This is a genomic window from Rhodopirellula europaea 6C, assembly GCF_000338295.1.
Classification (GTDB): domain Bacteria; phylum Planctomycetota; class Planctomycetia; order Pirellulales; family Pirellulaceae; genus Rhodopirellula; species Rhodopirellula europaea.
The window spans coordinates 77863-93704 of record NZ_ANMO01000094.1 but is presented as its reverse complement, the minus strand read 5'-3'; the positions used below and the strand labels follow the sequence as shown (position 1 = coordinate 93704).

Annotated in this window: 5 protein-coding genes; 4 read left to right on the top strand and 1 reads right to left on the bottom strand. The window is 56.0% G+C overall.

Translation table 11 applies throughout. From position 1 onward, the window contains the following. The first annotated feature begins 2 nt into the window (after positions 1 to 2). Complete coding sequence (locus RE6C_RS08175; protein WP_236618027.1) at positions 3 to 1331, top strand: DUF1501 domain-containing protein; 1329 nt, start codon at positions 3 to 5, stop codon at positions 1329 to 1331. Positions 1332 to 1349: 18 nt separating this feature from the next. On the opposite strand, the gene RE6C_RS08170 is transcribed toward RE6C_RS08175, so the two are convergent. Continuing rightward, the gene (locus RE6C_RS08170) at positions 1350 to 2468 is read right to left on the bottom strand and encodes an alpha/beta fold hydrolase (RefSeq protein ID WP_039961568.1); all 1119 of its coding nucleotides are present in this window, start codon (positions 2466 to 2468) and stop codon (positions 1350 to 1352) included. Between the two features lie 292 nt (positions 2469 to 2760). Here RE6C_RS08170 and RE6C_RS08160 point away from each other — a divergent pair, with 292 nt between their 5' ends. From RE6C_RS08160 to rarD, 3 genes are read left to right on the top strand one after another with little or no spacing between them, the layout of a single operon-like run. Further along, a complete protein-coding gene (locus RE6C_RS08160; RefSeq protein ID WP_039961555.1) occupies positions 2761 to 3900 on the top strand; it encodes an ABC transporter permease in 1140 nt (379 codons plus the stop codon). A gap of 54 nt (positions 3901 to 3954) precedes the next feature. Further along, on the top strand, positions 3955 to 14901 hold the full coding sequence (locus RE6C_RS08155) for a type I polyketide synthase (protein ID WP_236618026.1): 10947 nt from the start codon (positions 3955 to 3957) through the stop codon (positions 14899 to 14901). Continuing rightward, complete coding sequence (rarD, locus tag RE6C_RS08150; protein ID WP_008655518.1) at positions 14894 to 15838, top strand: EamA family transporter RarD; 945 nt, start codon at positions 14894 to 14896, stop codon at positions 15836 to 15838. The genes RE6C_RS08155 and rarD overlap by 8 nt, the downstream gene beginning before the upstream one ends. The last annotated feature ends 4 nt before the right edge of the window (positions 15839 to 15842 follow it).

Genomic DNA, 15842 nt, shown 5'->3' with positions numbered 1-15842 from the left:
TGCTGCACCATCCACCCAAAGCCAAACGTGTGGTGCAACTGTTCATGGCAGGAGCCGCCAGCCACATTGATTTGTGGGATCACAAACCATTGCTCGAAAAGCTGCACGGCGAACAATCCGACTTCGGCGAACCGGTAGAAACATTCCAAGACGGTCTGGGGCCATGGATGAAATCGCCATTTCGCTTTTCGCCCCATGGTCAATCAGGCAAGATGCTCAGTGAGGTGGTGGCACCACTGGGTGATTGTGTCGACGACATTGCATTCGTGCACAACATGGTCGGAAAAACTGGCGTGCACTCTCAGGCCACTTACTTGCAAGCCACCGGTTTTCAGCGTCCAGGTTTTCCGGGAATGGGTTCGTGGGTCAGCTACGGCCTCGGGGCGATCAATGAGAACCTGCCCACTTTTGTGGTGCTCCCGGACCACCGAGGTTTCGCCAGTAACGGGCCAAAGAATTGGGGAGCAGCTTTCTTGCCCGCATCGGCGCAAGGAACCACCATTTTTCCCCAACGTGCCAATCCGATCGATGACCTCTCCGCGCGAGCCGATTTCATTTCGGCACTAGGTGATCGAGAGGGTTTGGCGATGTTGAATCGAATGAACCATCGTTATCTGCAAGAACGCCCGGGCGATTCACGGCTGGACGCACGCATTCGATCTTATGAGTTGGCCGCCGCGATGCAGTTGCATGCACCCGAAGCCTTGGACATTTCAGGCGAGACCGCGGAGACGATGAAAATGTACGGTCTGGATCGGATTGGTGCGACTTATCCGGACAAGATCAATCCAGCCGAAGAGGCCGAGTACTTTGGGCGGAAGTGTCTGATCGCGCGCCGTTTGCTTGAGCGTGGTGTCCGGTTCGTTCAGATTTGGTCTGGCAACGACAACGGTTTTCCGAGACGCAATTGGGATTCGCATGAAGACATTGAGCGTGACCATGGCCCGTTGGCCCAAGGCATGGCGGTTGGCACCGCCGCATTGATCAAAGATTTGAAGCGAACCGGTTTGCTGGACGACACGATCGTTTTGTGGACGACTGAATTTGGCCGTATGCCGAGCACGCAAGGTCAGAAAGGACGCGACCACAATCCATATGTGTTCACGAATTGGATGTGCGGCGGCGGAATTCGCGGCGGCATCACGTCGGGCGAATCGGATCCTTGGGGTTATAAGCCGCTCGACCGAGCCCATTCGACTCAGGTCTACGACATTCATGCGACCATCTTGCATCAGTTGGGGATCGATCACACACAACTGACGGTGCGACACGACGGTGTTGACCGTCGCTTAACCGATGTGCATGGTCACGTTCTCACTGACCTGATTTAAAGAGACGACCTTTTTCGCTCACTGTTTTTGGTCGTGAGTGCAGTCGGGATCTCGATCGACCGGCGTTCCGACTTGATCAACCGGATGAGTGAATAGGTATCGCCAGACGGCCTCGTGTTTGTATTCGCCTGTTTGAGGATCCTTGGCGGCGGAGCGACCTGGTTGAACGCTGCTGTGGGCTCGTTTGGCATCTCCGTTGACGTCGAAATCGGTGATCAACCGACGTGTGTGGCCGTAAGGTGGAGATTGTTCGTCCACGTTAACGATGGGGCCAAACGCGTTGAGTCCGAGCATTTCCCAGCTGCGGCAATAGTGGTCATCGACCCAGCCACCATCCAGCACATGCGAGAACGCGAAATAGCGATTGGGTGGCGTCGCGGATGGAAGAGCTTGCCAATTCTGATGCTGATCTCGCGGCCCACACAGCGCGACAACGCGAGCGACCCGTTGGTGCTTTGCAAAACGCGAGGCGGTCGTCGAACCGTGGGAGCTGCCGGCGACGATGACTTTGTCCCAGTTCAGATCCGTACGGTCGTCGTTGAGGAATTGCTCCCAGTTTCCCGGTGAGTTTTTCTCGGCCAACCAACGGACGAATTGGAAGGCTCGCTCGGACATCCCATCCGGTTTGGCCAAGTCGACTTCGTCGGTGTAGTCTTCGCCGGTGGCTGCTTCCAGCCGCATGTTGCCGCGACAGGTTGGTGGGACAGGATTCTGTTGGCAGCAGATGCTGAACCATTTGTTGGCGTAGTGGACTCGAATGGCGTGCAGGCCATAGTCGCCCAATTTCTCGAATAGTTGAGAGTTGTGGCCCATCAACCAAATCACCAATTGGCCTCGCGAATTGACGTTGGGGTTGAACATCGCCTGCTGTTGATCGGCGGGTTTTCCCTTGGCGTCTTCGATCAAAAAGTTGATTTCCGGGTAGGCCTTCACTCGGGGATCGATCTCGGATGCCCGTGCGGTAATGTGAAAACGATCTTGTTTGGCGGCGTTTTCGGCTGGCCCACGGGTTTGGGCTGTGACGATGGAAGGGAAGAGAAGGGCCCATCCGGCCAGTGCGGCGGAGGCGGCCGACAGACCATGGGTTTTCAGGCGAGAATTTCGCATTGAAGGGAATGAGAGCGTGAAACTCGGCATGGGGGTCACTTGCGAGGGAGAGGGGATGTGGGGAGGGGACGTTTGAGCGTCGTCACTACGATAGCCAAAATTCAGAGGGTTTTCGTGATCCAACGCTGGGTGGTACCTTTGAACCATTGAATTTAAGCCGATTTGTCGTCCGATCGATCTGCGGTGGAACGTGAACAATGCCCTGATTCACGGTGTGTTTTGCCCCACACCGCTTTCCTGTGCCGTTTCCCAGCGGAAGTGCTCTGGCTCTGTCATCGAATTCTTTGTCCAGATGTTTCGTTTTTGATTTCTAGGTGATCCGTTGTCCTACTTTGGTTTCGTGCTCAAAGGCCTGTGGCGGCGACCGCTGCGAACGGGACTGACGCTGATGGCGTTGGCCACGGCGATCGGTTCGGTGATGGCTTTGTCGGGCGTGGCCGAAGGGTTCACGGAGTCCTTTCGAGGCGTTTACGAATCGCATCGCGTCGACGTGGTTGTTTCACGGCAGGGATCTGCGGATCGTTTAAGCAGTTCGCTGGAAGAGTCCTATGTCGCGGAGGTCGCCCAGGTCGAAGGCGTCTCCGATGCGGCGGGAGTCTTGTTGGAAACCTTGTCGGCGGAAGACCAGCAGGTTTATGGGATTCCTGCAATGGGCATGCAAACGGATTCGTGGTTGTTCACCGATTACGAAATGCGTGCTGCTGATCCGGGCTTGGCGGAGAATGCCGAGACAATCGGGCAGGTTTACTTGGGCGAGAATTTGGCGGGCCGTTTGGATTGCGAGCCCGGAGCGAACTTGAACTTGTTCGACGAACCGTTCTTGGTCGCGGGCGTTTTTCAAAGCGGAAGCGTTTGGGAAAATGGATCCATGATCGTGCCGCTGAAACAACTTCAGGAGTTGGCCGGACGAGACGGGCAAATCACCTACATCAACGTGGTGCTGGATGAGTCCATCGAAGCGGCGCAGGTCGAGTCCGTCGTGAAGCGGATCACAGCGGTGGACGCTAAATTGCTGCCTTTGGCAACGGACGAATTTGTGCGGTCCGACACGCGAATGCAGTTGGCCGGCGCGATGGCTTGGATGACATCGACGATCGCGTTGCTGGTTGGTGCAATCGGAACGCTCAACACAATGATGACCAGCGTTTTGGAGCGGACCGGTGAAATCGGAATCCTGCGAGCGATCGGTTGGCCGGCAAAGCGAATCGCTGGCGTGATTCTGTGTGAATCGGTGATGCTCGCTTTGTTGGCGTCCGTCCTTGGTGGGATTGGTGCCAGCTTGTTGCTCAATGTGTTGGCCAACAGCGAAGCTACGGGTGGATTGCTGCAACCGACCATCGCAACCAGCGTGTGGGTTCGAGGCATGGCGGTTGGTTTAGGGATTGGGATTTTGGGGGCATCGTTGCCCATTTGGCGTGCGTCGCAAATGCGACCAACAGATGCTCTTCGCCACCAGGGATGACCGGTGAGCGATCGACCTAGGACACAAACGAACTTTTCGAAGGTAGGGATTGGCGTGAGGAACGAACCACTTGCCGTTGTGGGCATCGGTTGTCGCTTCCCCGGGGATGCGAATGATCCGTCCGCATTTTGGGATCTGCTGGCATCGGGAACGGATGCCATTTCCCAAACGCCCGAGGACCGTTGGAACTTGCAGAAGTTCTACCGGCCCGATGAGCCAATGCTTGGTAAAACGCAGAGCCAATGGGGCGGCTACGTTCGCGGCATAGATCAGTTTGACCCGACGTTGTTTGGTATCTCGCCTCGTGAAGCGGCGGCGATGGATCCTCAGCAACGAATGCTGTTGGAAGTCGCTTATCGGGCAATGGAAGACGGCGGTGCTCCGCTTGGTTCTATGGCCGGTCGACCGGTCGCCGTGTTCACCGGAATCAGCAGCATCGATTACGCGGTCGCCAGCCTGAGTTTTGAAGATCGCGGTGAGTTGGGGCCGTACACGAACACCGGATCATCCAGCAGCATTGCCGCCAATCGCATCTCGTATTGCTTTGATTTGCGTGGTCCCAGCGTCGCTGTTGACACGGCATGCTCGTCGTCTTTGGTTGCGCTCCACATGGCTTGCCAAGCGATCTGGAACGGTGAAGCCGAGACGGCACTTGCCGGCGGCGTCAATGCGCTGATCATGCCCGACTTTTATGTCGCCTTCAGTCAGCTTGGCGTGTTGTCACCCGACGGACGCTGCAAGACGTTTGATTCACGCGCCAACGGTTATGCCCGCAGTGAAGGTGCGGGAATGGTGATGCTGAAGCCGCTTCGTGAAGCGCAAAAGAATGGCGATCGAATCTATTGCACGATTCGAGCGACGGCGCTGAACCAAGACGGCCGGACACCCGGATTGACTGTCCCCAGCGGTGAGCAACAAGAACGCTTGGTCAAACGGACGTGTGAGTTGGCCGAGGTTGATCCGTCAGACGTCCAGTACTTTGAAGCTCACGGGACCGGAACCGCGGTTGGGGATCCGATCGAAGCGGGGGCTCTTGGACGGGTTATCGCCTCGAGCGATCAGGACCGCGAATCACCTTGCCGCATCGGTTCGGTGAAAACCAATATCGGGCACCTGGAAGCCGGCGCAGGAATCGCGAGTTTGATCAAGGTCGCGCTGTCGATGCACCACCAAGCCATTCCGCCTCACCTGCATCTGCAGACACCAAATCCGGAGATCGATCTACGCGGTTGGAACCTTCATATCCCGACGGAACTGGAACCTTGGATCGCTGATGGTCCTGCGAGAATCGCGGGCATCAATGGTTTTGGTTACGGCGGCGCCAATGGTCACGTGATTGTTGAAGAAGCCCCGCGGGAAACGAAAGCGAACCGTTCCGTTGTGGTTGACCCTGGCCGCACAGTGGAAAGCCCGAATCGGCAAACCAACTCGATTGTCTTGCCCGTTTCAGCGACTGATCGGAAGTCTCTCGCGCATGTTGCAAGTCACTGGAAAGAGTGGCTGGCTGAACATACCACGGCCGGTGAAGATTCACTTGATATGGCTGCTGTCGCAGGCACGGCGGCTCATCACCGAACGCATCACGATGTCCGCGCATTGGTTGTTGGCGAAGACTTCGATTCGCTGCGTGATGAACTGTCGCATTTGTCTGAGTCATTGCGATCGAGCGACAATGCAAACGAGGCCTCTGTTGTTCCGTCGCGATTGAGCAGTGACGAACGCGAAAAGGGCGTCGTGTTTTTGTGTTGTGGCCAAGGACCACAATGGTGGGCGATGGGACGTGGGCTCTATCGAGACAACATGGTGTTTCGCCAGACCATCGAACGCATTGATGCCGAGTTTCGAAAGCATGCGTCGGAATGGTCCTTGATCGATGAGCTTCATCGCGATTCGGAAACGACCCGGATGAATCGCACATCCATCGCGCAGCCGGCTTTGTTTGCGATCCAGGTTGCGCAAGCCGAGATGTGGGCGTCGGTTGGTGTTCGCCCGAATTTGATCATCGGGCACAGCGTCGGCGAAATTGCTGCGGCACATTTGTCAGGTGGATTGGACTTTGCGGATGCCTGCCAAGTGGCGATCCATCGCGGCCGAACGATGGATCTGGCCACCAGTCGCGGTGCAATGATCGCCGTGGGACTGACCGAGCAAGAAGCCGAAAAGCGAATCGCGGAACTTGCAAAGATCGATCCGAAAATGCCAGATTCAGTCGCTATCGCCGCGGTCAATGGACCGGCGTCGATCACATTGTCAGGCGACAGCGAAGCGATTGAACGATTGGCGACTACGATCGAAGAAGACGGCATTTTTTGCCGACGTTTGGCGGTCGAGTACGCGTTCCACAGTCCGCAAATGGACCCCGTTCGCGAGGAGTTGTTGCGGTCGCTCAATGGGATTCAGACTCGACCTCTGCACACTCCGATGATCTCAACCGTGACGGGGCGAGCCATCGACGAAACGGATTCCTTGGCCGGTGACTACTGGTGGACGAACGTTCGCAAAGGCGTTCGATTTGCCGACGCGGTGATGACAGCTGCAAAGTCCGGCTATGGCATCGGAATTGAGCTCGGGCCGCACCCGGTGCTGGCTTTCGCGACGACGGAGTGTTATGGCCACACGTCGCAGAACATTCAATTGATTGCCACGGCGCGTCGTCCAAAGCCAGATCAAACTGCCGGTGATTCGGAGTTGTTTGACCACGACGAGAGTCAGTGGCTGGATGGCGTCAGTGACTTGTTCGCGTTTGGGTTTGATTTAGATTGGTCGGGATTGATTTCGCGGCCAAGCAAGCGGGCTGAACTTCCGCTCTATCCGATGCAGCGTCAAAGTTTGTGGACGGAATCGGAGCAATCGCGGCGTAGTCGATTGATGACAGCCGTTCATCCGTTGTTGGGTGACGCCGAGCCGTCAGCCGATCCTGTCTTTCGTGGCCGAATTGACGGCGACAATCAAGCCTACTTGTTCGATCACAGGGTCCGTAGCGCAGCGATGTTCCCTGCCGCGGCAGGACTTGAAATGTCACTGGCAGGATCGCTTGCGGTGCTATCGCGAACTAGCGAATTAGCAGGTGACCCGGCGCCGACTCGCATTCGTTTGCAGCGTTTGCAATTGCTCAATGCTCTGATTTTGGATGAGTCGCAACCGCATCGTTTGGAAACATCGTTGGCGGGAGATCGGCGTTCGATTGAAATTCGATATCGCGAAATTCCGGGCGAGGAATGGACGTCACTTCTGGCGGCAACCCACGGGACTCCGTCGCCGATCGATGCCGACGCCAAGCGAGCGGAATTGGAAGCTGGGCGAGAGCGTTGTTTGCAATCGTTCAATGACGAAGATTGCTATGAGTATTGTCAGTCGATTGGTTTGAACTACGGACCAGCATTTCAGGGAATCCGGGAAGGTGTCCGGCGTGACGGAGAATCAATCGCGAAGGTGCGGTTGGATGAATCCGTCCGCACGCCAGCGTTTGATGCGGAAGCGTCGCTATACCTCGTTCATCCCGCGGTGCTGGACAGTTGCTTCCACGCGATGGTCGTTTGCGATCCGTTGTTTGGCCGTTCACCCGGCGGTTTGTATTTGCCGCATGAGATGGAAGATGTCCAAGTTGATTTGGATCAAATTCAATCGGCTGGTTTGGATCGCGATCTGATCGTTCACGCGAAAATTCGACTGAAGACAGAACATCGCCTGTTGGCGGACCTGGATTTGTTCCTGGACAACGGGACGCATGTTGGGTCGATCAGTCGATTTGAAAGCCGCCGAGTGGGCGCCGAAAGCGAGCAGTCGACCAAAGACCTGATGTATCGCTATCGTTGGCAGGCTGATGAATCGGAGGAAACCTCCACCGCAGCGAACGAAAAGTTCGTCGTATTCTCGCCGGCCGATTTAGCGGATGAACTTGTTCGCGGATGGGGCAAGTCTCGCGAAGATTTCATTTGGGTTCACCCCATTCAAGATCCATCGCAACAGCCGACGCAATTTGTCGGTGACAAATCGGTCCAGGAAGAATGTTACTGGGTCGATGCTGATGATCAGCAGTCGTATTCGCAGTTGTGGGAAGAGCTTGGGGTTTGTGGATCAAGCGACAACTGGCACTTGGTGTACTTGTGGGCCATCGATGCGGTGGATCCGCTGTCGTTGGAGGCGATGTCTGCAACGGACGCCAGTGACGCGTTGCGAGACAGCACGCTGTTGACCACGCGGGCTCCTTTGAATTTGGTCCAAAGCTGGGAGGCGATCACCGATCGGCCGAAGACGCGATTGACCATGGTTACCCTGGGGGCTCAATCAGGTGACGAGCTGGATCAGCCTGTTTCAGCGATTCAGATGCCTCTGGTTGGAATTGGCCGAGTCATTGTTAGCGAGATTGGATCGCTGCAGACACGTTTGGTTGATTGTGATCCGAACGCGAATCTGCCTTTGCAGGGATTGGCTGCTGAATGGTCGCGGAACGATGCGGAAGACGAGGTGATGTTGCGGGATGGCGTGCGTTACTTGCATCGTTTTGTGCCCGACACGCACCGAGAACTGCAACATGCTCTTCTTGCATCGGATGAGCGTCCCGCAAGCCGTCTGATGAAAGGAGCCGCTTCGGGAGTTGACGAACTGAAGCACCAGGCATTCGGTCGTGCCGAACCGGGAACCGGCGAAGTTGAAATTCAAGTTGCCGGCGCGGGGCTGAACTTTAGCGATGTGATGAAGGTGTTGGACTTGTACCCCGGATTGCCACCGGGGCCAGTCGCGTTGGGTGCCGAAGTCAGCGGTATTGTCACAGCGGTTGGCGAAAACGTCAACGAATTCGCAATCGGTGATGAAGTCATCGCGGTCGCACCCGGCGGTTTTGCGACGCATGTCGTGGTCAACGTCGCATTGGTCGCGAAAGCTCCCACGGCAATCGATCTGGTTGATGCATCGGCTATCCCAGTCGCGTGGCTGACCGCGGATCACGCCATGAACACGTGTGCTCGGTTGCGAGATGATGAATCGATTTTGATTCATGCGGCCAGCGGCGGTGTTGGCCTGGCGGCGATCGAGGTGGCTCAAGAATTGTGCGTCGAAGTGTTCGCAACCGCGGGAAGCGATCTCAAGCGCGATCATGTTCGATCGATGGGCGTCAAACACGTTCACGACTCGCGATCGTTGAACTTCGTTTCCGAAATCGCGAATCTGACTGAGGCTCGTGGGGAACCGGGGATTGATGCGATTCTCAATTCGCTGCCGGGTGAAGCGATTCCCGCCGGGATGAGTTTGCTTCGCGTTGGTGGTCGATTCTTGGAGATTGGCAAACGGGATATCTACGCCGATCAATCTTTGGGGATGTACCCGCTACGCAACAACCTCGCGTTCTTTGCGATCGATTTGGATCAGCTGTTTCAGCAGCAAGCCGCACGCATGGGCAAGCGTTTGCGCGAGGTGGTTCAGAAGTTCAATTCGAAGGTATATCGCGGGCACGAACCCAAACGGTTTGAGGCGAGCGAGGCAGCTTCCGCTTTCCGGTTTATGCAGCAGGCCAAACACATCGGCAAGGTGATCGTCGACTACACCGCTCCACCCACAAAAGTGCGAGCTCGAGACGAGGGCGAGTATCAGTTCCGAGCCGATGGCACGTACTGGTTGGCTGGCGGATTGGGCGGATTCGGATTGCGGGTGGCGGATTGGATGTCCGAATCCGGTGCCGGCACATTGGTTTTGAGCGGGCGAAGCAAAACGATCCGCGACGAAGCTGTTCCAGCAATCGAACGGATGCGTTCTCGCGGAACGAAGGTTGTCGTGTTGCCATGCGATATCACCAATCCCGATGACATTCAGCGGACTCTCGATCACATCGATGAAGAGTTGCCGCCTTTGCGTGGCGTGTTGCACACGGCAATGGTGCTGGAAGACAAAATGATTGTCGACCTCGATCGTGAGACTCTCGATCGAGTGTTGTGGCCGAAGGTGTTGGGCGGATGGAATTTGCACCAAGCGACTCGCAATCGTGTATTGGATCAGTTCATTTTGTTTTCGTCGCTGTCGAGTGTGTTTGGGCATGCTGGACAAGCCAACTATTCCGCCGCGAATGCGTTGTTGGACGGATTGGCTCATCACCGTCGAGTTTCCGGTCTTCCCGCGACCGTCATCAACTGGGGACACCTCGGCGAAGTCGGTTACTTGGCGGAACGCGAAGAACTGAGTGAACGTCTTCGACGGCAGGGTGTGTTGGATTTCTCGTCGACGGAAGCGACGGAATGCTTGGCTCGTGCGCTGCATCGCGGAGCGACCCAGTGCAGTGTGCTGCGGATGGATTGGTCGCGTTGGCGAGGATTAGGGCTGACCAAAGATGTCTCGCCACGGTTCGCGCACTTGATTCGCGGTGGCAACGATGCCGAGCAAACGATCAATGGCGAATCGCTGCGGCAGATCCCAGCAGCGGATCGCGAGCGATGTCTGCACGAAGTTGTTTCGGTGAAGCTGGCTTCGTTGCTGGGTGGCAACGTCGCCGAGTTGGATGCGGACCGGCCGATGTTGGAGATGGGGTTGGATTCCTTGATGGCGGTTGAGCTTCGTAACTGGATCGAAGGGCAGTTGCAGCTGAAGCTCCAAATCGGTGCATTGATGCGAGGGTCCAGCCTGCGATCTTTGGTTGCCACGCTCAGCGAATCGTTGGCGATGGAAACCGGTGACGCATCCGGTGCGTCCACGCACGTTGGAGCTGGAGTTCAGGAGGCTATTGCTGATGACCCGGCGATGAAAGATCGTCAGCGCTATCCGATGTCGGATCAACAAACCGGGCTTTGGTACGCGTTTCGTCGCAATCGAAACGGAACTGCGTTCAACGTGTTCCTGCCGACTCGTTTGCGATCCACGTTGGACGTCGACGCGTTGCGGAAATCGATCGAGGGCGTGGTTCAGCGGCATGCCGCGTTGCGAACGACTTTCACTGATTCGTCAGGTGAACTGCAGCAGATCGTTCACGACGAATTGAAACCTGAGTTTGTCGTCGAGGACTGGTCGACATCGAACGGTCGCATGCACACGGAAGATGAACTGCTTCAATCAGTGATTGCGGAAACTCAACGTCCATTCGACTTGCAGAATGGACCGATGATGCGAATCCGTGTGTTTCAATTGGCAGAAGACGACTGGGTGGTGGTTGCGACCACGCATCACATCGTTGTCGACTTCTGGTCGCTGATCTTGATTCTTGGTGAGATCAAACAGTTCTACCCACAGTATTTGGTGGGAGATTCGCCGGCCATCATTCCACCAGAGAAGGACTACTTCGAACTGGTGTTGCGACAGCGTCATTTGCTGAATTCGCCGCGAGGTCAGTCGTTGAAGGAATACTGGACGACCACGCTGACCGACGTCCCGAAAGTATTGGAAATTCCCACTGACCGCATTCGTCCAACCACGTTCACTCAATCCGCGAAAGTGGTTGGGATCGAATGTGCCGAAGAGGTTGGTGCAGCAATCAATCGGGTCGCCAAGCAGGCTCAGGTGACATCGTCATCAGTGGTGATGGCGGCCCTTCAAGTGATGCTGAAGCGAGCAAGCGGCCAAGACAAGTTCGTTATCGGCAGTCCGTTCGCTGGCCGGACCTATTCGGATTTGGAAGACACCGTTGGGTTCTTTGTGAACATGCTGCCGTTGGTCGCGGATGTTTCCGACAACCCGACGTTTGTTGATCTGGTGCGTCGCGCTGGCGATCGTTTAGTCGATTCGATGCAACATGAGGAGTATCCATTTGCACAAATCGTTCGGGACGTGGATCCACCTCGCGACACGGGACGCAGTCCTCTGATCCAGGTTTCTTGCACGTTTGAGAAAGCTCACGTCCGGGAAGAGGAGGGACGAGCCGGTTACTTGTTCCCATCCGCGACCGAGGTGAAAGAAATCGGAGGATTGAGGCAGGAAAGCTATCCGGTACCGCACCAAACTTGTCACTACGATTTGGAATTCATCTTCGAGATGACTGGCGACCATCTCGGTGGGATGATTGTTTATTGCGAGGATCTGTACGAAGCCGACACGATGCGAGCGATGGCGGATCAATTCGTCTCGTTGCTCGGGAAATTGGTTGCCAAACCCGATGCACCGATCGAGACGATTACGGCCGTCAAAGCCTCCGCGAGACCCGATGCCAATTCGAAGGCATCGCGAAATGGTGCGGCGACGGATGAGCCGAAGACACTGAACGGACTGATCGCCCAGGCCGCCAATCGGACTGAGCAGTCGACGGTATCAGGTTCTTGCGAAAGAGCGCCGGCGGGTAGCAATGGACGCCGATCTTTCAATCGTTTGTTCCGTTCACCGAAGTTGAAGCCGGCCAGCCCTTCGCTTTCTTGCTCCACCGAACCGGTTGTTCCAGGATCAATCGCGACGCGAGAGTTGATTGCTCGCCGTTTGCGTTCGCATCATGTTGGGCTTGGCGATTTTGTTCCTGTGGTTGCCAAACCTGGCAAGCGGGCGATGGATTTGATCTTGTCGTTGCAGCAAATTGGTGCGGTTCCAGTGCCACTGGATTCGACTCGTCCGTCTGTGTTGCTTGATTTGGTGCTCGAGCAAACAAACGCCAAGACAATCCTGGTGGATGAAGCCGGCAGCAAAGCGATTCCGGGGGTTGAGAGCTTGACTTGGGATCAGCTCACGGGATCGCAAAATGGTGCGTCCAACGGGAATGGCAAGTCCTCGGCCAACGGAAATGCGAAGTCACCAAGGGTCTCAAGTGAGGATGCTGCCTACGTGATCTACACGTCGGGCACGACTGGCGTGCCAAAGGGCGTGATCGTTTCGCACGGTGCGATTGCAAATACCCTGCGTTGGCGAAGTCGGATCACGCCGTTGAATTCCGCTGACAAAATGTTGATGCCGTTGTCGCATCAGTTCGATGCGGGGCTGGGGATGACCTTGTTTGCCTACTCGCAAGGTGCCGAAGTGATTTGGCCCAATGCGGAACACGTGGCAGACATTGATTCCATTGTGGAGCAAATCATTCGCGATGAGGTGACGGTTCTGGTCGGCGTGCCTTCTTGGATTGATCTGATTGCATCGCATCGCAAGTTCGCTCACTGCCATTCGCTACGCCATGTGTGGATCGGTGGCGAGTCGATGCCCGAGAGTTTGCCGCGATTGATTCGCCGAAGCAGCGAAGCCCAGATTTGGAACTGCTACGGCCCGACCGAAGCTGCGGTGGAAGCGACTGCGTATCGCATCAGCGACGTGCATTCGAATCGTCGCATCCCGGTTGGTTTACCAGCCGATCACACCGATGTGGTTGTGGTGGATGCAAATCATTTGGAAGTTCCACCCACCTTTGCCGGTGAAATTACTTTAGTTGGAGCCGGGTTGGCTGATGGTTATCTCGGCGATGAATCCTTGACCAAACAACGGTTCGTGAACCTTCCCGATGGACGACGAGCTTATTTGACCGGCGATCAAGGACGCCGAAGAGTGGACGGATTGGTCGAAGTGCTGGGACGCATGGATCGGCAGATCAAAGTCGGTGGTTATCGCATTGAGCCGACCGAGATCGAAACCGTTTTGCGGGATCATCCTGCGGTCGCACAGGCAGCCGTGGTGCCCCGCCAAATTGGCGATTCCGCGGCGACGAAATCAATTGCGTTCGTTGAGTTAGATTCGGGTGATGTCATAGCGAACTCAAATGTCAACGGCGCGGTGGTTCATCAGGCCAATTGGAATGATGTGGTGCTGTCGCTGCAGCATCATCTGGCCGAGCACTTGCCGCCTTACAAGCGACCAGCGCACATGCAGCAAGTCGACTCGTTCGTGATGACGGCGAGCGGCAAAGTCGATTTAAATGCCCTGCCCGACTTTGCACCGGATGCATCTGATCTGTCGGTTCATCAGCCTCCACGCACCGAATTGGAACAACACCTCGCGGATCGTTGGACCGACGTTTTGGGAGTGCACTCGATTGGGATCAATCAAAGCTTCTTTGAATTCGGAGGCAGCTCGCTTCAGGCCGCGATGCTGACGAACCGGTTGAGCGAAGACTTGGGCGTTGATGTTCCATCTTCATTGTTGTTTGATCTCGCCGATATTTCTGCCATGGCAGGGCGATTGGCGTCGCTCTATCCAAACGAATTGTCGCGGCGATTTGGACAGGCGTCGGTGGACTTCTATGCGGACGAATCCAATCTGCGAAACAATGGACTGAACGAATTGCTGGCTCCGCTCAAGGTGACTGGCGACCGGACTCCGTTGTTCATGGTCCACCCACCTGGCGGTATCGTTGTTTGCTATCGAGAGCTGGCGGCGCATCTGCCGGACGACCAGCCGATGTACGCGATTCGTGCGAGGGGATTGCATGGAAAAGAGGAATTGCCATCGACGATGCAGGCCATGGCGGCTGAATATGTCGAGGCGATTCGCTCGGTTCGACCTGAAGGTCCGTATGTGATTGGCGGATGGTCGGTCGGCGGAGTCATTGCGATGGAAGTTGCGCAACAACTGATCGCCGATGGAAACGAGGTCGAGGGGCTGATCCTGCTGGATTCGTCCATTCCAAGCGGGGCCAGCGATTTGGTTCCCGCCGAAGACCAAGCCAACGTGGGATTGGAATACGGCATCGATTTGTCGTTGGATGAATTGCTGCAACTACCGAGCGAAGAGCAATTGCCTTTCTTGTGGCAACATGCGGAGAAGCTGGGCGTGCTTGACCAAAACACACCCGCCGATGTGGCTGCTCGGGCGATTGACGACTTGAAGACGCTGTTCCACCACCATCTGAAATTAACCACGCAGTACAAGATGCAACCCATCGAGACGCGGATCGTTCTGTTCCGGCCAACTGACGTGCCGTTTGAAACCGAAGGCAGTGCCGATCGAGGATGGTCACATCTGTCCGAAGGTGTTGATGTGATCTCGACGCCTGGTCATCACCACAGCATGGTGCAGGATCCGCACGTCAAGCAATTGGCTCAGTCAATTTGCGAAATGTTGGATGCAAACAGTGTCACGAGTGAAGCGAGTTCCAACGTAAGCCACGCCGGTGGCTGAGCCAACGAAGCATTCGCATAGCGGTGAGCTAAAAATCGGATTGGTGTGCGCCTTGTTGGCTCACACGATGTGGGGGCTGTTCCCGATCTACTGGCGACAAATTGGCAATGCCGACTCGATGGAATTGGTTTGCCATCGGATCGTATGGTCGTTTGTCACGTTGGGGTTGGTTCTGCCCGTGATGCTGTGGCGTGGCCGCTGGGGCGGATTTCAGGCCGTCTGCCAACAACTGCGCAGTCGAAACGTTTGGGCGGTTTACTTCATCGCGGCTGTGATGATCGCGATTAATTGGCTGGCTTTCATATGGGCGGTCAACAACAATCGGGTACTCGAAGCATCGCTGGGATACTACATCAACCCATTGCTCAACGTGGTGTTGGGAGTCGTTGTCTTGGGCGAACGCCTTCGATGGCCTCAGTGGATGGCGGTCGGGTTCGCAGCAGTCGGTGTATCCGTGATGGCGGTTGGCAACGGAGGTTTGCCGTGGGTTTCGATGGCGATGGCGAGCTCGTTTGCGATCTACGGGCTGGTCAAGAAGAAAGCCTCGCTGCCAGTGCTGCTCGGTTTGATGGTGGAGGTCACACTGCTTGTGGTTCCGGCAGCGATTTACTTGGGAATGCGTTTGGCGGACGGTGTGTCCACCATGCAAACCGGCACCACGACCGAATTTGGGATGCTACTTGGTGCTGGGCTGATCACCATCGCACCGCTGGCGTTTTTCGCGGCGGCAGTTCAGCGAGTGGATTTGTCGCTGATGGGGATCCTGCAATACATCGGTCCGACGTTGCAGTTCTTGGTTGGCTATGTCTTGTTTGGTGAGACACTCGATTTGCCACGCAAGATTGGTTTTGTGTTCGTATGGACGGGGTTGCTGATTTTCCTGCTAGCGTCACAGCTCAAACGAAGGCGACCACCGTTGGTTGCAGAAGCCACCTAAAGAA